The organism is Allobosea sp. TWI1241 (genome assembly GCF_039673065.1).
GTDB lineage: Bacteria > Pseudomonadota > Alphaproteobacteria > Rhizobiales > Beijerinckiaceae > Allobosea.
On record NZ_JBDJKW010000017.1, the window covers coordinates 22,145 to 40,965 of the forward strand.

The following is an 18,821-nucleotide window of genomic DNA, read 5'->3' on the forward strand; positions in this document are numbered from 1 at the left end:
ATGAGCCATTCCGCGTGAGCAGCGCGGAGTTGGCGGCATTCATGTCGCCTCCCTGCTCGGCAAGAGGAGTTTCATATGACCAAGGGACAGACGCGCGGCAATCGAGAAGCCAAGAAGCCCAAGAAGAAAAAGGAAGCGGCGGCAGTGCCCGTATCGGCGAAGGGTCTGCCGGCAGCGCTCGAACTTGCGGGAAAGCCGAAGAAGAAGAGCTGACGTGAACATTCGTGGCCGGGAAACCACGGTCACGTTCAGGAACCCTTTCAGACTGAGCGCGATAGACCATATGCAGCCTGCCGGTACCTACCGCGTGGTGGTCGACGAGGAGGAGATTCCAGCCACCTCGTTCATGGCCTATCGCCAGATCGCCACTATGCTGCACACGCCATCGCTTTCTTCGTCAGGCAGCTCCCAGGTGTTCACGGTGAGCCCGGGCGAACTGGCCAGCGCGTTGGAGGCTGATATCAGCGCTTAGAACGACGCCGGCGAGGAGGCCCACACGCCGGCCTTAGCTGATCGAGCATGCTGTACGGCGCGGCGGGCGCATTTGACGCCTCATCTCAGCCATGGCGCGTTTCGATGCTGCGTCGAGCGGCCCGATCGTTCGGAGGATTGCTTCAAAACCGGGAGTGCGGCTGGCGCCCTTCTGACGCGCGCCAACCAGCCGACGCAGCTCGTGATACGCGATTGCGTGCGCCGGCGCCCCCACGAACCGCCGCTGCCCAAGGCCGGCGCGCGACGATCCGTCGGTCGATTTCCGGCCGGACGAACCAGGAGCCCTATAATGGCGCTCGAACAAGCCTGCATCGAGATGATTCCCAAGCCCTGGGGATCGACTGACCTGCTTCCCTGGAGCGGAACAGGGCATTCCAGCGTTCCAATTGGCGAACTCTGGTTCCAGCGCTGCGACAAGCATGGGCCGGAGCCAGCCTTGCTGCTCAAGCTCCTGTTCACGCAGGAAGCTTTGTCGATCCAGGTACATCCGGACGATGTTGCCGCCCACGGGATGGGCTTGCCGCGCGGCAAGACGGAAGCCTGGTACATCCTGTCCGCGGCCTCTGACGCCACGGTTGGAGTCGGGCTCAAGGCGGTCGTCACCCCGGAGCACCTGCGGGCTGCTATTGCCGATGGCTCGATCGTCCAGCTTGTCGCATGGCACAAGCCGGCCGCGGGCGAGGTCATCGCCGTCCCGGCCGGGGCGATCCACGCGATCGGCGCAGGTATTGTGCTCGCCGAGATCCAGCAGCGCAGCGACACGACGTTCAGGCTTTTCGACCACGGCAGTGCCCGCGAACTGCACATCGAGCAAGGCATTGCGGTCGCTGATGCAGGCCCCTCGAAACGCGCCGTGCCACCACGGCGCCTGAGCGACGTCCGGACCCTGCTCGTCGCAAACCCCTACTTCGTCTTCGAGCGGATCGACCTGCCCGCCAGATCGATCTGGGAGCTCGATGCGCGATGCGAGACCTGGCTGGTCGCGATCGCCGGCGCTGCCGCGATCGGCGCGCTCCAAATCGGCGTCGGTCAGGGCTGCTTCGTCGAGGCGCAGGGAGTGCGCATCGTGCCAGGCGAAGCCGGCCTGTCCTGCCTCGTCGCCTATAACGCTGCGGCACCCAGTCGCGATCTCCTGCGCCGTGTCGATGGCGACGGCATGCCCCGGTTCCGCGAGACGGTTTCACCGCCGACAGGGCCGCCGCAGGCCGTTTTGAATTCGCCAGTTCCGTCCACGGAGGCACGATCATGAGCCCGACCAAACGCATCGCCTTCATCGGCAACTCGCTGCCCCGTCGTTGCGGGATCGCGACCTTCACCACCGATCTGCAGCAGGCGATCGCATCCTCCGATGTCGACACCTCCATCGTCGCGATGAACGACCATGGCAACGGCTACGATTATCCGTTTTCCGTGCATTGTCAGATTTCCGACCAGCGGCTCGAAGACTATGCGCGTGCCGCCGATTTCCTGAACGAGGGCCGCTTCGATGTCGTCTCCCTCCAGCACGAGTTCGGCATCTTCGGCGGCGAGGCCGGGAGCCATATCATGGCGCTGCTGTCGCGCCTGACCATGCCCGTCGTCACCACGCTCCATACCGTTCTGGCCGAGCCGACGCCGCTGCAGCGCGACGTGATGGAACGGATCGTCGATGCCTCGGCCCGCGTCGTCGTCATGGCGGAGAAGGGGCGCGACCTGTTGCGAACCGTCTATCGATTGCCGGCGGACAAGATCGAGGTGATCGCGCACGGCATTCCGGAATTCGCCTTTGTCGAGCCAGATGAAGCCAAGGAACGGCTGGGCTTCGGCGGGCATTCCGTCATCCTGACGTTCGGCCTGCTGTCACCCAACAAGGGCATCGAGGTGATGATTGACGCGATGCCCTCGATCCTGAGGCGGCGCTCCGATGCAATGTATGTCGTTCTGGGCGCGACGCATCCCCATCTCGTCCGCGAGCATGGCGAGGCCTATCGTGAAAGCCTGATGGCGCGTGTGCGCGAACTCGGGGTCGAAGACCATGTCGTCTTCCTCGACCGGTTCGTCGATCAGGCGACGCTGCTCGGCTTCATTTCGATGTGCGATGTCTACGTCACGCCCTATCTCAACGAAGCGCAGATGACGTCGGGCACGCTGTCCTACAGTTTCGGGCTGGGCAAGGCCGTGGTTTCGACGCCCTATTGGCACGCCAGGGAATTGCTTGCCGACGGGCGCGGCATCCTGGTGCCGTTCGGCGATGTCGTCGCCATCGGCAACGAGATCGCGGGCTTGCTGACCGATGCTCCGCGGCGCCAGGCCATGAGGCTGCGCGCCTATGCGAGCAGCCGGTCGATGACCTGGGAGCGGACCGCGAAGCGCTATCTCGCCGCCTTCGAGACGGCGCGCCGAAGTCGTGTGTTGAGCGCTGTTGCGGGGTCAAGCCAGCCGAGGGCCCTGCCGGCAATGGCGCCGCCACCGGAGATGCAGACCGGCCACCTCCTGTCCATGTGCGACGGCACCGGGCTGTTCCAGCACGCCGTTCATTCCGTGCCGGATCGCTCGCATGGCTATTGCGTCGATGACAATGCTCGCGCTCTGCTCCTCGCCAATGCTTTGAACGGCACCGGCGAGATGCGTTTGCCGGACGCACTTACGGCACGCTTCGCGTCCTTCGTCCAGCATGCCTGGAATCCTGATCGACGGCGCTTCCGCAATTTCATGAGCTTCGATCGGCGCTGGCTCGAGGAGGCCGGGTCGGAGGACAGCCATGGGCGTACGCTGTGGGCGCTCGGTGTCTGCGCGCGCGACGATGCGAGCGCTTCGCGGCGGCAATGGGCTACCGCTCTGTTCGCCGAGGCCTTGCCCGCCATCGAGCGTTTCAGTTCCCCGCGTGCCTGGGCTTTTGCCTTGCTGGGTCTTGATGCTCATTGCACCACGACGGCCGCCATCTCGCTCCGTACGCGTCTCGCCGACCGCCTGCTCGGCCTGATCGCGACGGTCGAGACGCCGGACTGGATCTGGTTCGAGGATGGGCTCTCCTACGACAACGCGCGCCTGCCCCAAGCCCTGATCGCGACGGGACTGACGATGAAGATGCCGGCCTATGTCGAAGCCGGGCTGCGCTCGCTGCGTTGGCTCACGCATCTCCAGACAACGCGGGCAGGCCTGTTCAGGCCTGTCGGCTCGGAGAGTTTCGGCGACAAGCGTAGCCCACCGAAGGCTTTCGATCAGCAGCCACTGGAAGCGACGGCGGCTATTTCAGCCTGCCTCGCCGCCTGGCGCGCCGACGGCGATCCGCAATGGCGCAACGAAGCCGCGCGCGCTTTCGCCTGGTTCCTGGGCGACAATGACCTCTCCACGCCCCTCGTCGACCTGGACACCGGGGCCTGCCGCGACGGCCTCCATCGCGATCGGCCGAACGAGAACCGCGGTGGCGAATCCGTGGTATCGTACCTGCTCAGCCTCGCCGAGATTCGCCAGCTTGCCCGCGTCAGCGGGGATCGCCCGAAACTGGCGCCGCTTCGTATCTTGCACGCCTGAGCTTTCGGCGACCTTGCTCAAAACAGATCGGCGGACGTCTTGTCCCAGCCCAGTTTCCTGAACCGGCAGACCCTGTACCTGCATCCCGACCCCTCCCGGATCGTCGTGCGTCGGTTCGGCCCCGCGGGCGAGCCACGGGATTTCAATCCTGCCGAGAAGGCGAAGGCGAACCACATCGTCGAGCGGGTTCTGTCGCTCGCCCCGGAGGAGGCGACGAACCTGCTTGCCGAGGTTCTGGAAAATTTCAACGGCCGGCACCGCAACCTGCTGGCGAGGTTCGAGACGCGCGCCGATGAGATGGAGGATGCCTTCGCCGCTCACGGCGCCTTTACCAAGGTCCAACGCCAGCTGGTCGGGGCCTATTTCCTGCACGAGTATTCGTTCGAGGCAGCGGCGCTCTTCAATCCCAGCATCGTGTTGCATCCTGACCAGTCCGATGCTCCTGCGGGCGGGTTGCGCTTCATCTTGAGCGTTCGCGCCGTCGGAGAGGGGCATATCTCGTCTCTGACGTTTCGCTCCGGGACTATCGGGGCCGGTGGCGAGATCAGCATCGATCCGACCTCGCGTCTGGCGACGATCGCCACCCTGCATAATCGGATGGCCCGGCTCGACGGCGAGGATGTCGAGGTTGTTTTCGCTGCTGATAGCGACATCAGCGAGCGGGTGATCTTTCCCGTGACCGCGTCGCAGTCGAACGGCATCGAGGACGCGCGCTTCGTCGCGTTCGAGGAGGATGACGGCACCGTCTATCGCGCTACCTATACGGCCTATGACGGCCGGTCGATCCGCTCGGAGCTGATCGAGACCCGCGACTTCCTGTCGTTCCGGCTGTCTCCGCTGCGAGGCTCCGCCGCCGTGAACAAAGGCATGGCGTTGTTCCCGCGCAAGCTGGGCGGTCGCTACGCGATGATCTCCCGGCAGGACAATGAGAACCTCTACCTGATCTATTCGGATGATCTCCTGACCTGGAACGGCGGCGTCGCGATCCTGAAGCCCCAGTACCCGTGGGAGTTCGTGCAGCTCGGCACCTGCGGCTCGCCGATCGAGCTCGACGAGGGCTGGCTGCTCCTGATCCACGGCGTCGGGGCGGTGCGAAAATACACGATCGGTGCGGTCCTACTCGACAAGGCGGACCCTTCGAAAGTGCTGGGACGCCTGCGCCACCCTTTCGTCCAGCCCGATGCCTCGGAACGGGAAGGCTACGTGCCGAATGTCGTCTACACCTGCGGCGCGGTGCGCCACGGCGACATGATCGTCCTGCCCTATGCGGTTTCGGACACCTTCTGCCATTTCGCCACGGTGAAGGTCGCAGCACTGCTGGAAGCGATGGAGCCGGGCTGCGCAATCACAAATGCACCCGACAAAGACAAGCGGCTTTCCGCCGGACAGCCCGCTCTCGAAAGCGAAAAGCCATGACCGAACGTCCCATCCAGGTCGGCGATACCGTGCGCCTGTCGTTCGGCTTCGCCGATCGCTCTGGAGAGGGGGATTACGAGATTATTCGCGTGATGCCGGCGCGGGAGAGCGGCGAGCGTCATTACCGGGTTCGAGGCATCGATGGCCGCGAAAGGGCGATCGGTCACAACCAGATCATTGTTTCAAAAACAAAGGCCAAATCGCCGGTATCCGGCTCTCGGGAATGATCAGGAGCGGCCCGGCATCGACCAGGAGGCTGTCGCCGCCCATCAGGAGGAAAGCAGAATGACCGAGCATTCAAAATCCCGGACCCAGGCGGAGGCTGCGTTCCTGAAGACGCAGACCCAATCGCTGTCGCGGAATCGCCTTCTGTCGGAGACAGAAAGCCTCAACCACGAACGCGACGCGAAGACGGCCCGGCTGACTTTCGCGGACGGCCTGCCGACGCCGTGCTACCTCGGCATAGGTCTCACCGGTCTCAGCGAGGATTGCGTCAGCCTTGGTGACGCTCAGCCAGCGGCGGATGGCAACGTCGACATAAACAGGATCGATTTCGACGCCGAAGGCCCGTCGCCCGAGGCGCTCGGCTGCCATCATCGTCGTGCCCGAGCCAATGAAGGCGTCGAGCACGATGTCGCCGCGGCGTGAGCAATCGCGAATTGCGTCAGCGACGAGCGCGACCGGCTTCACGGTCGGGTGCATCTTCAGCTCGTCGAGCCGCCCAGCCCGGAAGCTGTTGATGCCGGCATAGTGCCAGACATTGCTGCGGCTACGCCCGCTCTGGCCCAGCCCGAAATTGTTGACGTGCGCCCCCCCGCCCTTCTTGAACACGAAAACGAGCTCGTGCTGCGAGCGGTAGAAACTCCCCTGCCCCGCGTTGGACTTCACCCACACGCAGAGATTCTTCAGCTCCGAGAACACGGCGGTTCCCGCTGCCATCAGCTCGCCGACATGGCGCCAGTCCATGCAGACGAAATGGATCGAGCCGTCGACCGCATTGCGCTCGCAGACGGCAAGGCTCTCGGTCAGAAAGGTCGTGAAGGCCTCGGCGCTCATCTCCCCCGAGGCGAAGGCGAACTCTGGGTGTTTGATCGCACCGCGGCCCTGGACATGGCCGAGGAAGGGCACGTTGTAGGGCGGATCAATAAAGACCATCTGCGCCTGTCCCCCTTCCATCAATCGGGCGACAGCGGCCTCATCACGAGCGTCGGCGCAGATCAGCCTATGACGACCGAGCAGCCAGAGATCGCCCTTCTCGACAGCCGGGTCGCCTGCTGCTGGAACCTGATCGTCGGGTTCAGCCTCATCATCGAGATCGGCCGCCAGAGCATCGATCTCAGCCGCATCGAAGCCTGTCAGCGTGATATCCAATCCCTCTGCATCGAGTAGGCTAGTGAGTTCGCCAAGTTCGACTGCGAGCAAGTCCCGGTCCCAGCCAGCATTCTCAGCGATTTTGTTGTCGGCCAGCATCAGCGCCCGCCGCTGAGCCGCACTGAGCCCGGCAATGCAGAGGGTCGGGATTTCGTCGAGCCGCAGTTCCGCAGCCGCACACAGACGACCATGGCCCGCGAGCACTCCGCCCTTCTCATCGATCAGCACAGGATTGGTGAAGCCGAACTGCTCGATGCTCCGCGCGATCTGGGCGACCTGAGCTTTGGAATGAGTGCGCGCGTTCCGCGCGGACGGACGAAGCGACGCAATCGGGCGAAGTTCGATCTGTCGTGAAATTTGAATGCTAGGATTGGGTTTCAATTTTGCAAACTCCGCGCTGGTCGTCGTGGATTCAGGTGCCGCGTCTGCGCCCGCGGCGCGCCGGCTGCGTGTTCGACAACAGGTGATTGAGCTGGATGAACGGGTTCATGAGCTCGACGACGAGCGTGGGACTATTCGAATAGCCATCCAGCTTCAGTCGCCTTTCGAGCTCCTTTTTTCCTCGGCAGATATTGTCGGGTCGGGGCCCATCCTTGCCCGCGATCGTGCGCGTCACGTCCCCGACAGCTTCGAGGTCCGCATGGATACAAAAGAACACCATGTTCTCGAGGCCCTCGACCACATTGCCCTTCGCGAGGAGCTTCTCCCGTCCAACCGCGTTCGCGGCAGCGACAACCGTCCCCTCGATATCGAGCAGCGAGGCGATATCCACTTCGCTCATTCTTCGGTGCTCTCGCTCAAGCGCCTCGCGAAACCTGCGAAGTGAAGAGAGCGCTTTGCCCTGCGGCAAGCCGCAACTCATCAAGCGCAGAGCGATAAACAAGGCGAGCACAGAATACGCCGAGAAGGTGACATCGCGCCCAGAGCCGACCGCATCGCTGTCATGAAACGCGAATACAGAAGGTGTGACGCTACCCGATGGCGGCTTACTCTTTCGATCGAGGTCGAGCAGACGCTTGATCCGAGTCATTATGATATCGTCCGGCAAGCCCGAGTAGCTCGACCGAATGGCCTTAATTAGGACCTCGTTGACTTGGTTGCGCTTGAACATTGAAACCTCAGTACGCACCGCAATCTGCAGCAGCGGAATTGCGGTGTCAAGTTGGACTTTTATTTCAGGGCGCGCAACGCCTTGCTCCGGGCGACAACTCCGGCTGACGGCCGCTGATCAACAGTCGAAGTTTCCCTGTTCCCGCTCTAGGGAGAACTCTGGCTAACTCACTGAATTGTCCAAGGAAGTGTCGCGGCTTCGCGGCTGAGAAAACGCCGATTTTCCGCGGTTTCTCTGTTTCTTTCCGTGTTAGCAGGGAAACTCACTGCAGAGACGGGTGCTCGACGGACTGCCAGCAGCACCAGCGTTTTCCAGTCAGATGGACGACCTCGCCATAAGCGCCTCCGGTGCTGAAGGCGCCTGGTAGCGCGGCTTTCGCAGGCCGCGATGGCGTGGACGATCCGTGGACCGTGCCCCGCTCTGTGCTCGACCCGGGATGCCGTCATGGCCGGGTGCCGTTCGCCACATGCGATCGCCGGGCTTCATGGTCCCTGCGATCTCCGCACGTCTGTGCGCTGCGGATCAGCGTTGATGGATCGTTTTCCCCAGGCGGACGCGCACCCTCACCGATCGCAGGAAACAAATCGCGCTGCGACGCAAGGTCAGCGACGAGCAAGGCTTTTTATTTCCGGCAGCCGGGAAAGCTCATAGATCGCGTCGCATTCGCGCGATCATATCGCGACAGTATGTCTCCGAGAAAGACATTCTCTCACAACCATATCCGCAAAAGCCATGCGCGAAACGGAGATACACCCCAAATTTATCAGGGCGCGGGGGTTGTCGGCGCGGGCGCCGGGATCGATGGTCCCGCGGGCGAGTACGCAGAATCGTCCAACCGGGGGGCGCCACGATGACGGACAAGGCGACAGGAAAGCTGTCTCTACCGGCCCTGACGGCCATGGTCGTCGGCTCCATGGTCGGCGCCGGCATCTTCAACCTGCCGGGGCGCTTCGCCACGGCGACGGGGCCCTTCGGCGCGATCATCGCCTGGCTGGTCGCCGGCACCGGCATGTACATGCTGGCGCGCGTGTTCCAGTCGCTGGCGCAGCGCCGTCCCGACATCGATTCCGGCGTGTTCGCCTATGCCAAGGCCGGCTTCGGCGACTATATGGGCTTCCTCTCGGCCTTCGGCTACTGGCTGGGCAGTTGCCTCGGCAACGTCTTCTACTGGGTGCTGATCGGCTCGACGCTGGGGCGCTTCTTCCCGGACCTGTTCGGCGACGGCTCGAGCGCGGTGGCGATCATCGTCTCGCTGGTCGGCATCTGGGCCTTCCACTTCATGATCCTGCGCGGCGTCGAGCAGGCGGCGGTGGTCAACACCATCGTCACCATCGCCAAGGTCGTGCCGCTGCTGGTGGCGGTCATCGCCATGGCGATCGCCTTCAACTTCAGCCAGTTCTCCGAGAACTTCTTCGGCGGCGTCGGCATGCCGGAAAAGACCCTGCTCGCCCAGGTGCGCGACACCATGCTGATCACGGTGTTCGTCTTCCTCGGCATCGAGGGCGCCAGCGTCTATTCGCGCTTCGCCAAGACGCGGCGCGACGTCGGCACCGCCACCATTCTCGGCTTCGTCGGCGTCACCGGGCTGATGGTCGCCGTCACCCTGCTGCCCTACGCCACCGCGCCGCGCGCCGCGATCGCCGGGGTGCAGAATCCCTCGCTCGCCGGGGCGCTGGAACTGGTCGTCGGCCATTGGGGCGCGGTGCTGATCTCGATCGGCGTGCTGGTCTCGGTGCTCGGCGCCTATCTCGCCTGGTCGCTGATCTGCGCCGAGGTGCTGTTCGCGGCGGCGAAGTCGAGCGACATGCCCAGGCTCTTCGCGGCGCAGAACCGCAACCGCGTGCCGGCCAATGCGCTCTGGCTGACCAATATCGTGGTCTCGCTGTTCGTGATCTCGACCTTCTGGTCCCGCGACGCCTTCAACTTCATGCTCGACATGACCAGCGTCACCGCGCTGCTGCCCTATCTGCTGGTCGCCGGCTACGGCGTGCTGGTGGCCAGGCGCGGCGAGGGCTACGAGCCCGGCCGTCCCGACAGCCGCGGGCGCGACCAGCTCTTCGCCTGGCTCGCCGTGGTCTACACCCTGTTCATGTTCGTCGCGGCCGGCCTGAAATACGTGCTGCTGGTCGCCGTGCTCTTCGTGCCCGGCACGGTCCTCTACGTCTGGGCGCGGCGCGAGCAGCGGGCGCAGCTGTTCACGCCGGTGGAGCTCGTCGTCTTCCTGGTGACGCTGGCGGGGGGGCTGATCGGCACCTACGCGCTGCTCACCGGCCTGATCAAACCCTGAACCGCGGAGTTTTCACGATGACATATCAGTTTGGGGTCCATTCCGAGGTCGGCCAGCTGCGCAAGGTCATGGTCTGCTCGCCCGGGCGGGCGCATCAGCGCCTGACGCCGAGCAACTGCGATTCCCTGCTGTTCGACGACGTGCTCTGGGTCGACGTCGCCAAGCGCGACCATTTCGACTTCATGACCAAGATGCGCGATCGCGGCATCGAGGTGGTCGAGATGCACAACCTGCTGGCCGAGACCGTCGCCATCCCCGAGGCGAAGGCCTGGATCCTCGACAACCAGGTGGTGCCGAACCAGATCGGCACCGGCTTCGTCGACGAGGTCCGCTCCTATCTCGAGGGCCTGTCGCATCGCCATCTCGCCGAGACGCTGATAGGCGGGCTCTCCACCCACGAGTTCCCGGAGACGATCGGCGGCGAGACGCTGGCGCTGATCCGCGACGCGGCCGGCGTCAACGAATACCTGCTGCCGCCGCTGCCCAACACGCTCTACACCCGCGACACCACCTGCTGGATCTATGGCGGTGTCACGCTGAACCCGCTCTACTGGCCGGCGCGGCACGAGGAGACCATCCTCACCACCGCGATCTACCGCTTCCATCCCGACTTCGCCGGCAAGGTGAACGTCTGGTGGGGCGACCCGACGCAGGATTGGGGGCTGGCGACGCTGGAAGGCGGCGACGTGATGCCGATCGGCAAGGGCAACGTGCTGATCGGCATGAGCGAGCGCACCTCGCGCCAGGCGATCAGCCAGCTCGCCGTCGAGCTCTTCGCCCGCGGCGCCGCCGAGCGCGTCATCATCGCCGCCATGCCGAAGCTGCGCGCCGCGATGCATCTCGACACGGTCTTCACCTTCGCCGACCGCGACTGCGTGCTGATCTATCCCGACATCGTCGACCGCATCCAGTGCTTCTCCTACCGGCCGGACGGCAAGGGCGGGCTCGAACTGCGCAAGGATGGCGGCCTGATCGAGACGGTGCGCGAGGCGCTCGGCCTCAAGGCGCTGCGCGTCGTCGAGACCGGCGGCAACGACTACATGCGCGAGCGCACGCAGTGGGATTCCGGCGCCAACCTGGTCTGCGCCGCGCCGGGCGTGGTCTTCGCCTATGACCGCAACACCTATGCCAACACGCTGCTGCGCAAGGCCGGGATCGAGGTGATCACCATCGACGGCTCGGAGCTCGGCCGCGGGCGCGGCGGCGGGCATTGCATGACCTGCCCGATCATCCGCGACCCGGTGGATTTCTGAGCCTGCCCGGCGGCGGGAGCGTGAGACAGCGGCGGGCCCGGCCCGCCGCCGTCTCGCCCGCGCGCCCCGCCTCCCGGTGACCGCATGACCCAGCGCCCCGACCAGAGCTTCGCCCTGCCGACGCTGACCGCCATGGTGGTCGGCTCGATGGTCGGCGCCGGCATCTTCTCGCTGCCGCAGACCTTCGGCCGCGTCACCGGCGGGCTCGGCGCCCTGATCGCCTGGGCGATCGCCGGCGGCGGCATGCTGATGCTCGCCTTCGTCTTCCAGACCCTGTCGCGCCGCAAGCCGGAGCTCGACGCCGGCGTCTACGCCTATGCGCGCGCCGGCTTCGGCGCCTATCCCGGCTTCCTCTCGGCGCTCGGCTACTGGACGGTGTGCTGCCTCGGCAACGTCTCCTACTGGGTGCTGGTCAAGTCGACGCTGGGGGCGCTGTTCCCGGTCTTCGGCGACGGCAACACGGTGGCGGCGGTGGCGGTCTCCTCGGTCGGCGTCTGGATCGTGCACATGCTGATCCTGCGCGGCGTCCGGCAGGCGGCGGCGATGAACACCGTCGTCACCGTCGCCAAGATCATCCCGATCCTGATCTTCATCGCGCTGGTGGCGCTGGCCTTCGACCCGGAAATCTTCGCTGCGAGCTTCCGCGGCGGGCCGGGGCTGGAGGGCCAGGGGCTGGCGGCGCAGGTGCGCGGCACCATGCTGGTCACGGTGTTCGTCTTCGTCGGCATCGAGGGCGCCAGCGTCTATTCGCGCTATGCGCGCCGGCGCGCCGATGTCGGCATCGCCACGCTCTTCGGCTTCCTGGCGGTGCTGTGCCTGCTGGTTTCGGTGACGCTGCTCTCCTATGGCGTGCTGCCGCGGGCCGAGCTCGCCGGGCTGCGCAACCCGTCCATGGCCGGCGTGCTGCAGGCCGTGGTCGGGCGCTGGGGCGCGGTCTTCGTCAGCTTAGGCCTGTTGATCTCGGTGCTTGGGGCCTATCTCTCCTGGTCGCTGCTCTCCGCCGAGGTGCTGTTCAGCGCGGCGAAGGCGGGCTCGATGCCGCGCTTCCTGGCCGGCGAGAACCGCAACGGCGTGCCCGCCGCGGCGCTCTGGCTCTCGAACGGGCTGGTGCAGCTCTTCCTGATCCTGACGCTGTTCGCCGAGGAAGCCTTCCTGCTGGCGCTGAAGCTGACCTCCTCGATGATCCTGCTGCCCTATCTGCTGGTCGCCGCCTACGGGCTGAAGCTGGCGCTCGGCGGCGAGCGCGCGCGGCCGGGCGAGCGCCGGCGGCGGCGCGACATCGTGGTCGCCGGGCTCGCCACGCTCTACACGGCCGGGCTGGTCTATGCCGGCGGGCTGAGCTTCCTGCTGCTCTCGGCCGTGCTCTATGCGCCGGGCACGGCGCTGTTCATCCTGTCGCAACGCGAGCGCGGCACGCGCATGTTCACGCGGGCGGAGGCGGTGCTGTTCGCGCTGATCTGCCTGGCGGCGGCGGCGGCGCTCCACGGCCTCTGGTCCGGCCGCATCACCCTCTGACAGGCCCGGAGCCCCCTGATGATCCGACGCATGGTCTCGGCGAGCCGCTACATCATCGCGATCCCCTTCGCGTTCACCTTCCTGTTCGCGCTGTTCCTGATCGTCTACCAGAGCGTCTCGGTGGTGCGCACGGTCTTCACCATCAACAGCATCGCCGAGTTCTCGGTCGCCTCGGTGAAGAGCATCGCCATCGCGATCATCGAATGCATCGACGTCTACCTGATCGCGATCGGCGCCTACATCATCAGCATCGGGCTCTACTCGCTGTTCATCGACTATGACGCGCCGCTGCCGCGCTGGCTGCAGTTCGACGATCTCGACGACCTCAAGCGCAACCTGATCAGCATCATCGTCGCCGTGCTGGCGGTGCTCTTCCTCAAGGAGGTGTTCTCCTGGGACGGCGGCCGCGACATCCTCTCGCTCGGCCTGTCGATCAGCGCGATGATCCTGGCGCTCGTGCTGTTCATCGTGAAGTTCAAGTCGCTGCCCAAGGCCGCCGACCACCGGCAGGACGACTGAGCCGCGGGGCGATCGCGCGGCGCGACGCGGCGCCGGGTCTCGCCATCCGGGTCTCGCCAGGACGCGCTCGCCGCGCTATCGATCCGCCGCTGCGGCTTCGGACGGGCATCGCCCCCGACGGGCCGCCCCTCCTGGCGCGGCGGGCGCCGCAGCGCAGACGGCAAGGACGAATCGGAATGATCGAGGAATTTCGTGCGGTGGTCGGCCCGGCGGGCGTGCTGACCGAGGCCGAGGACATGGCGGGCTACGCCACCGACTGGCGTCACACCGTGACCGGTGCGCCGGCCTGCGTGCTGCGCCCGCGCAACACGGCCGAAGTCTCCGCCCTGCTGAAGATCTGCCATGAGCGCGGCATCGCCGTGGTGCCACAGGGCGGCAACACCGGCATGGCCGCCGGCGCGGTGCCGGACGGCAGCGGCCGGCAGGTCGTGCTCTCGCTGTCGCGCATGAACGCGATCCGCGCGGTCGACCCGCTCGGCATGACGCTGGAGGCGGAGGCCGGCGTGATCCTGAAGAGCGCGCAGGACGCCGCCGCCGAGGCCGGCCGGCTGCTGCCGATCAGCCTCGCCGCCGAGGGCTCGGCCCAGATCGGCGGCGTGGTCGCCACCAATGCCGGCGGGCTCAACGTGCTGCGCTACGGCATGGCGCGTCAGCTGGTGCTCGGGCTCGAGGTCGTGCTCGCCGACGGCACGGTCGTCGACGGCCTGCGCCGCCTGCGCAAGGACAATGCCGGCTATGACTGGAAGCAGCTCTTCATCGGCAGCGAGGGCACGCTCGGCATCGTCACCGCCGCGGTGCTGCGCCTGCTGCCCCGGCCGAAGCATGTCGTCACCAGCCTGCTCGCGGTCGCCGATCCGGCGGCGGCGCTGCGCCTGCTCAAGCTGATGCAGGAGGAGCTCGGCGACACGATCAACGCCTTCGAGCTGATCTCGGGCTTCTCCTTCGCCATCGTCGAGAAGCATTTCGGCCTCAAGGCCCCGGTCGCCGGCGGCGGCTGGTTCGTGCTGCTCGAGGCCTCCGCCAGCCTGGAAGGCCTGCGCGACGCGGTCGAGGGCGCGCTCGCCCAGGCGCTGGAGGAGGAGATCGCGCTCGACGGCGTCATCGCCGAATCCCAGGCACAGGCGGCACAGCTCTGGGCGCTGCGCGAGCGCGTCAGCGAGGCCGAGCTGAAGGAAGGACGCGGCGTCAAGCACGACGTCTCGGTGCCGATCCCGGCGCTGCCGGCCTTCCTGGCCGAGGCCGAGGCCGCGGTGACCGCCGCCTTCCCCGGCGCGCGGCTCAACCCGTTCGGCCATGCCGGCGATGGCAACATCCATTTCAACGTCATCGTCACGCCCGACACCGACGCGGCCCGGCTCAACCGCACGGTGCACGACGTGGTCGTCGCTCATGGCGGCTCGATCTCGGCGGAGCACGGCATCGGCGGCTATCGCGTGGCCGAGCTGGCACATTACCGCGCCGGCACCGAGCTTGAACTCGCCCGCCGCATCCGCCTCTGCCTCGACCCCAAGGCGATCCTCAATCCCGGCAAGGTGATGACCGCCGGCTGACGAGGCCGTCACGCCGACCGCATGATCGCGCCGGGGCCGCCCGGCGCGAGCGCACTGGCGGCGGCGCCCGTCCGGGGGCATATCCGGACGGCACGGCCCGAACCCGCCGGCGATGGCGGGCGGGCACAGCCGGGTTCCGGGCGCGGCGCCCGGCGGCCAACCATGCTGCAATGAGCGGGGGCATGCCCGCGGGAGAGACGCTTATGACGCTGCAAGACGCCCTCTGGTTCGATCCGACCCGCATCTTCGTCGACGGCGCCTGGCGCCAGCCGAGCGGCGGCGGCACGATCGACGTCGAGAACCCCTCCACCGGCACGGTGATCGGCGCCATCGGGCGCGGCACGGCCGAGGACGTCGATGCGGCGGTGGCGGCCGCGCAGGCGGCGATGGACGGCGCCTGGGGCCGGATGAGCGCCACCGAACGCGGCCGCATCATGAGCAAGATGGCGACGCTGGTGCTGGAGCGCGCAGAGAAGCTCGCCATGATCGAGGCGCTCGACGTCGGCAAGCCGCTGCACCAGTCGCGCAACGATTCGATCGCGCTGGCGCGCTATCTCGAATTCTACGGCGGCGCCGCCGACAAGCTGATGGGCACCACCATCCCCTATCAGGACGGCTTCACGGTCTACACGCTGCGCGAGCCCCATGGCGTCTGCGGCGTGATCATCCCGTGGAACTACCCGATGCAGATCCTCGGCCGCGCCGTCGGCGCTGCGCTCGCCGCCGGCAATGCCTGCGTGCTGAAGCCTGCCGAGGACGCCTCGCTCTCCTCGCTCGCCTTCGCGGCGATCGCCGAGGAGGCCGGCCTGCCGGCCGGCGCGCTCAACGTCGTCACCGGCTTCGGCCATGATGTCGGCTCGGCCCTGTCCGGCCATGCCGGCGTCGACCACGTTTCCTTCACCGGCTCGGTCGGCACCGGCGAGCGCATCCAGGCGGCCGCGTCGCGCAATGTCGTGCCGGTGACGCTGGAGCTCGGCGGCAAGTCGCCCCATATCGTCTTCGACGACTGCGATCTCGACAAGGCGATGCCGACCCTGGTCGGCGCCTGCATGCAGAACGCCGGCCAGACCTGCTCGGCCGCCTCGCGCGTGCTGGTGCAGCGCGGCGTCTACGAGGAGGTCAAGCGCCGCATGGCCGAGATCTATCGCGGGCTCGAGGCCGGGCCGGCGATCGGCAGCCACGCGCTCGGCCCGCTGGTCTCGCGCAAGCAGAAGCAGATCGTCAGCTCCTATATCGAGATCGGCCGCAAGGAGCTCGCCATCGCCGCCGAGGGCAAGATCCGCGACGACGCGGCGGCCGAGGGCAATTTCGTCGCCCCCGTGCTGTTCGCCGACGTGCCGCCCGACCACAAGCTGGCGCAGGAGGAAATCTTCGGCCCCGTGCAGGTGCTGATCCCGTTCGAAGACGAGGCCGAGGCGCTGAAGATCGCCAACGGCACGCCCTACGGGCTCGTCGCCGGCGTCTGGACCCGCGATGGCGGCCGCCAGATGCGGCTGGCGCGCAAGCTCCATGTCGGCCAGGTCTTCATCAACAATTACGGCGCCGGCGGCGGCATCGAGCTGCCCTTCGGCGGCGTCGGCAAGTCGGGCCATGGCCGCGAGAAGGGCTTCGAGGCGCTCTACGGCTTCACCCGCGTCAAGACGGTCGCCGCCTCGCACGGCTGAGCGCCGCGGCACGCAGTACACGAACAGAAGCCCGGGGCCGCCGCCCCGGGCTTCGTCGTTCGGGGACGGCCGCTCAGGTGATGCGGCGGATGCTGGCGGCGATCTCGTCGGCGTCGAAGACGCGCTTCCAGTCGTCGCGCATCAGCATCGGCTTGCCGAATTCGATCGCCTTGTTGCAGGCATCGGAGAAGACGCCGTCGATCTCCTTGAAGGTGACCGCCGCCAGGATGTTGAGATGGCCGAGCAGGAAGTCGCGCGCCGCCTCGCGCGGCACGCCGCGGGCGATCACCTCCTCCATCGCCTCGCGCATCACGTCGAGCAGCGAGGCGACCACCGTCTCGGAGAGGCCGGGCTCCAGCAGCGCCATCTGCTCGACGCTGACGCGATGGCTGCGCATCACCGGCGCGTAGATCACGCCCGCCACCTCGGCACCGAGCGCATAGGCGCTCTCCGGCCCCTGCATCAGCGCGCAGACGATGTGCTGGCGGGCGCCGACGCCGCCGAAATAGTCGCGCTTGGCGGCAAGCTCGGTCTCGTCGTTGAAGATCGGCGGATGGCAGGGATGGGCGACGACATAGGCGATGTCGGCCCGCGCCGGCAGATGGCCGGCGAAGGGCGCCGCCGCGTCGAGCACCATGACCACCGTGCCCGGCCGCAGCGCCGGCACCACCGTGGCCGCGACCTTGCCGATCGCCACGTCCGGCACGGCGAGGATGACGACATCGGCGCCGGCCAGCGCCTCCTCGGGCGCGACGGGCGTGATCCCGAGTTCGCTGGCGAGGCGCGCGCGGCCGGCCTCGCCGATCTCGACATGGGCGACGGTGAAGCGCGAGCCGCGCAGATTGGCGGCGAGCCGCATGCCCATCTTGCCGCCGGCGCCGAACAGCGCGATCGAAGTCATGCCTCATCCTCCCGGCGGCTACGCCTGTCTGCACCCCTTTTGCGCCGCGCTATCCGCGACGCGAGGCGTCTGTCGTCCCTTCCGGCGAGTAAGCGCGTTCCGGGCGGCGATGGAAAGCGAGATTTCGTCGCCGATCTGTGAGGAAAGCTGAGGCGCAGGCGCGGGCAGCCCACCGCGAGCTGCACCCGGACGCCACCGGGCGCCGCCCGGCCCGCCTTGCCGGTGGCTGGCGGCGCAGCTAGATTCCGCGAGGAAAAATCACAGATCGGGGGAGCGGGCGCGTGGGCAAGCCGAGGCCGTCACTGAACGCGCTGCGGGCGTTCGAGGCGACGGCGCGCCTCGCCAGCCTCTCGGCGGCGGCGCGGGAGCTCAACGTCACCCATGGCGCGGTCAGCCGCCATATCGGCGGGCTGGAGGCGATGTTCGGCGTGCCCCTGCTCGAACGCAGCGGCCGCTCGGTGCAGGCGACGCCGCAGGGCACGCGGCTGGCGGCCTCGCTGAGCCAGGCCTTCGCGATGATCGAGACCGGCGTCGAGCAATTACGGCCCGGCCCGCTCACCCTGTCCTGCTCCGCCACCATCATGATGAACTGGCTGATCCCGCGCATCGCCGGCTTCCACCGCCGCCATCCCGAGATCGAGCTGCGCTTCGACATGGCGCATGACCGTGTCGATTTCGTCCGCGACGCGATCGGCGTGGCGATCCGCAACAGCGGCATCGAACCGCCGAAGGAGGTGGTGATCCGGCCGATGATCGACGAATGGATCGGCCCGGTCTGCTCGCCGGCCTATCGCGACGCGCATGGTCTCGCCGGCCTCGCCGATCTGGCGCGCTGCGACCGGCTGGCGACCAAGACGCGCCCAGGCGCCTGGGCGCAATGGCTGGCGACACAGGCACCGGCGCCGGAGCAAGGCCGCGAGGCGGTGCTGTACGAGCACTTCTACCTGATGATCCAGGCGGCGATCTGCGATCTCGGCATCGCGATCGTGCCGCGCCTGCTGGTGCAGGACCATCTCGCCTCGGGCAAGCTGGTGGCGCCCTTCGGCTTCGTGCCGGGCCCCAACCGCATGGTCCTCTGGATCGCGCCGCATCTGCGCCACCGCGCCGACACCCGCGCCCTCGTCGCCTGGCTGAGTGACGCGCTGCGCCAGTCCGAAGCGCCGCCCGCCGCCGCGCCGGCGTGATTTTCCCTGACGCGACGCTGCGGAAATCTCACCAGTCAGCGTCGG

The 18,821-nt window shown here is 66.9% G+C and carries 16 protein-coding genes; 13 read left to right on the forward strand and 3 right to left on the reverse strand.

Going from position 1 to position 18,821, the window contains the following annotated elements:
* Window positions 1-75: 75 nt before the first annotated feature.
* The 6 genes from ABE438_RS17890 (at window position 76) to ABE438_RS17915 (ending at window position 5,648) form a co-directional block, all read left to right on the forward strand.
* Window positions 76-213, forward strand: coding sequence for a hypothetical protein (locus ABE438_RS17890; protein WP_346504023.1), 138 nt, complete (start codon window positions 76-78; stop codon window positions 211-213).
* Window position 214: 1 nt separating this feature from the next.
* A complete protein-coding gene (locus ABE438_RS17895) occupies window positions 215-472 on the forward strand; it encodes a hypothetical protein (protein WP_346504024.1) in 258 nt (85 codons plus the stop codon).
* A gap of 309 nt (window positions 473-781) precedes the next feature.
* Window positions 782-1,741: a class I mannose-6-phosphate isomerase gene (locus ABE438_RS17900; RefSeq protein WP_346504025.1), complete on the forward strand. Its 960-nt coding sequence runs from the start codon at window positions 782-784 to the stop codon at window positions 1,739-1,741.
* Window positions 1,738-4,005 (forward strand): glycosyltransferase family 4 protein, encoded by a 2,268-nt coding sequence (locus ABE438_RS17905; RefSeq protein ID WP_346504026.1) that lies wholly within the window; start codon window positions 1,738-1,740, stop codon window positions 4,003-4,005. Before ABE438_RS17900 ends, ABE438_RS17905 begins: the two co-directional genes overlap by 4 nt.
* Before the next feature lie 39 nt (window positions 4,006-4,044).
* On the forward strand, window positions 4,045-5,421 hold the full coding sequence (locus ABE438_RS17910; RefSeq protein ID WP_346504027.1) for a glycoside hydrolase family 130 protein: 1,377 nt from the start codon (window positions 4,045-4,047) through the stop codon (window positions 5,419-5,421).
* Window positions 5,418-5,648, forward strand: a complete 231-nt coding sequence (locus ABE438_RS17915) for a hypothetical protein (protein WP_346504028.1) — start codon at window positions 5,418-5,420, stop codon at window positions 5,646-5,648. Before ABE438_RS17910 ends, ABE438_RS17915 begins: the two co-directional genes overlap by 4 nt.
* 70 nt (window positions 5,649-5,718) lie before the next feature.
* On the opposite strand, the gene ABE438_RS17920 is transcribed toward ABE438_RS17915, so the two are convergent.
* Window positions 5,719-7,173, reverse strand: coding sequence for a site-specific DNA-methyltransferase (locus ABE438_RS17920; RefSeq protein WP_346504029.1), 1,455 nt, complete (start codon window positions 7,171-7,173; stop codon window positions 5,719-5,721).
* Window positions 7,174-7,204: 31 nt separating this feature from the next.
* Complete coding sequence (locus tag ABE438_RS17925; RefSeq protein WP_346504030.1) at window positions 7,205-7,903, reverse strand: hypothetical protein; 699 nt, start codon at window positions 7,901-7,903, stop codon at window positions 7,205-7,207.
* 850 nt (window positions 7,904-8,753) lie between these two features.
* On the opposite strand from ABE438_RS17925, the gene ABE438_RS17930 reads away from it, so the two are divergent.
* From ABE438_RS17930 to ABE438_RS17955, 6 genes are all read left to right on the forward strand, one after another.
* A complete protein-coding gene (locus tag ABE438_RS17930) occupies window positions 8,754-10,190 on the forward strand; it encodes a basic amino acid/polyamine antiporter (protein ID WP_346504031.1) in 1,437 nt (478 codons plus the stop codon).
* A gap of 17 nt (window positions 10,191-10,207) precedes the next feature.
* Window positions 10,208-11,443: an arginine deiminase gene (locus ABE438_RS17935; protein ID WP_346504032.1), complete on the forward strand. Its 1,236-nt coding sequence runs from the start codon at window positions 10,208-10,210 to the stop codon at window positions 11,441-11,443.
* A gap of 84 nt (window positions 11,444-11,527) precedes the next feature.
* Window positions 11,528-12,958, forward strand: a complete 1,431-nt coding sequence (locus ABE438_RS17940; protein ID WP_346504033.1) for a basic amino acid/polyamine antiporter — start codon at window positions 11,528-11,530, stop codon at window positions 12,956-12,958.
* An 18-nt stretch (window positions 12,959-12,976) separates the two neighbouring features.
* Complete coding sequence (locus ABE438_RS17945; protein WP_346504034.1) at window positions 12,977-13,477, forward strand: YqhA family protein; 501 nt, start codon at window positions 12,977-12,979, stop codon at window positions 13,475-13,477.
* Between the two features lie 176 nt (window positions 13,478-13,653).
* Window positions 13,654-15,027 (forward strand): FAD-binding oxidoreductase, encoded by a 1,374-nt coding sequence (locus ABE438_RS17950; RefSeq protein ID WP_346504035.1) that lies wholly within the window; start codon window positions 13,654-13,656, stop codon window positions 15,025-15,027.
* A 203-nt stretch (window positions 15,028-15,230) separates the two neighbouring features.
* Complete coding sequence (locus ABE438_RS17955; protein ID WP_346504036.1) at window positions 15,231-16,691, forward strand: aldehyde dehydrogenase family protein; 1,461 nt, start codon at window positions 15,231-15,233, stop codon at window positions 16,689-16,691.
* 73 nt (window positions 16,692-16,764) lie between these two features.
* On the opposite strand, the gene ABE438_RS17960 is transcribed toward ABE438_RS17955, so the two are convergent.
* On the reverse strand, window positions 16,765-17,592 hold the full coding sequence (locus ABE438_RS17960) for a phosphogluconate dehydrogenase C-terminal domain-containing protein (protein WP_346504037.1): 828 nt from the start codon (window positions 17,590-17,592) through the stop codon (window positions 16,765-16,767).
* Window positions 17,593-17,873: 281 nt separating this feature from the next.
* Here ABE438_RS17960 and ABE438_RS17965 point away from each other — a divergent pair, with 281 nt between their 5' ends.
* Window positions 17,874-18,776 carry a LysR substrate-binding domain-containing protein gene (locus ABE438_RS17965; RefSeq protein WP_346504038.1) on the forward strand — a complete coding sequence of 301 codons (903 nt, stop codon included), beginning with the start codon at window positions 17,874-17,876 and terminating at the stop codon, window positions 18,774-18,776.
* Window positions 18,777-18,821 lie beyond the last annotated feature (45 nt).

What these genes read in the sequence shown, in the direction of transcription:
- ABE438_RS17890 (WP_346504023.1), top strand. Translation starts at nt 76, where the DNA reads ATGACCAAGGGACAGACGCGCGGCAATCGAGAAGCCAAGAAGCCCAAG.
- ABE438_RS17900 (WP_346504025.1), top strand. Translation starts at nt 782, where the DNA reads ATGGCGCTCGAACAAGCCTGCATCGAGATGATTCCCAAGCCCTGGGGA.
- ABE438_RS17905 (WP_346504026.1), top strand. Translation starts at nt 1,738, where the DNA reads ATGAGCCCGACCAAACGCATCGCCTTCATCGGCAACTCGCTGCCCCGT.
- ABE438_RS17915 (WP_346504028.1), top strand. Translation starts at nt 5,418, where the DNA reads ATGACCGAACGTCCCATCCAGGTCGGCGATACCGTGCGCCTGTCGTTC.
- ABE438_RS17925 (WP_346504030.1), bottom strand. Translation starts at nt 7,903, where the DNA reads ATGTTCAAGCGCAACCAAGTCAACGAGGTCCTAATTAAGGCCATTCGG.
- ABE438_RS17930 (WP_346504031.1), top strand. Translation starts at nt 8,754, where the DNA reads ATGACGGACAAGGCGACAGGAAAGCTGTCTCTACCGGCCCTGACGGCC.
- ABE438_RS17935 (WP_346504032.1), top strand. Translation starts at nt 10,208, where the DNA reads ATGACATATCAGTTTGGGGTCCATTCCGAGGTCGGCCAGCTGCGCAAG.
- ABE438_RS17940 (WP_346504033.1), top strand. Translation starts at nt 11,528, where the DNA reads ATGACCCAGCGCCCCGACCAGAGCTTCGCCCTGCCGACGCTGACCGCC.
- ABE438_RS17945 (WP_346504034.1), top strand. Translation starts at nt 12,977, where the DNA reads ATGATCCGACGCATGGTCTCGGCGAGCCGCTACATCATCGCGATCCCC.
- ABE438_RS17950 (WP_346504035.1), top strand. Translation starts at nt 13,654, where the DNA reads ATGATCGAGGAATTTCGTGCGGTGGTCGGCCCGGCGGGCGTGCTGACC.
- ABE438_RS17955 (WP_346504036.1), top strand. Translation starts at nt 15,231, where the DNA reads ATGACGCTGCAAGACGCCCTCTGGTTCGATCCGACCCGCATCTTCGTC.
- ABE438_RS17960 (WP_346504037.1), bottom strand. Translation starts at nt 17,592, where the DNA reads ATGACTTCGATCGCGCTGTTCGGCGCCGGCGGCAAGATGGGCATGCGG.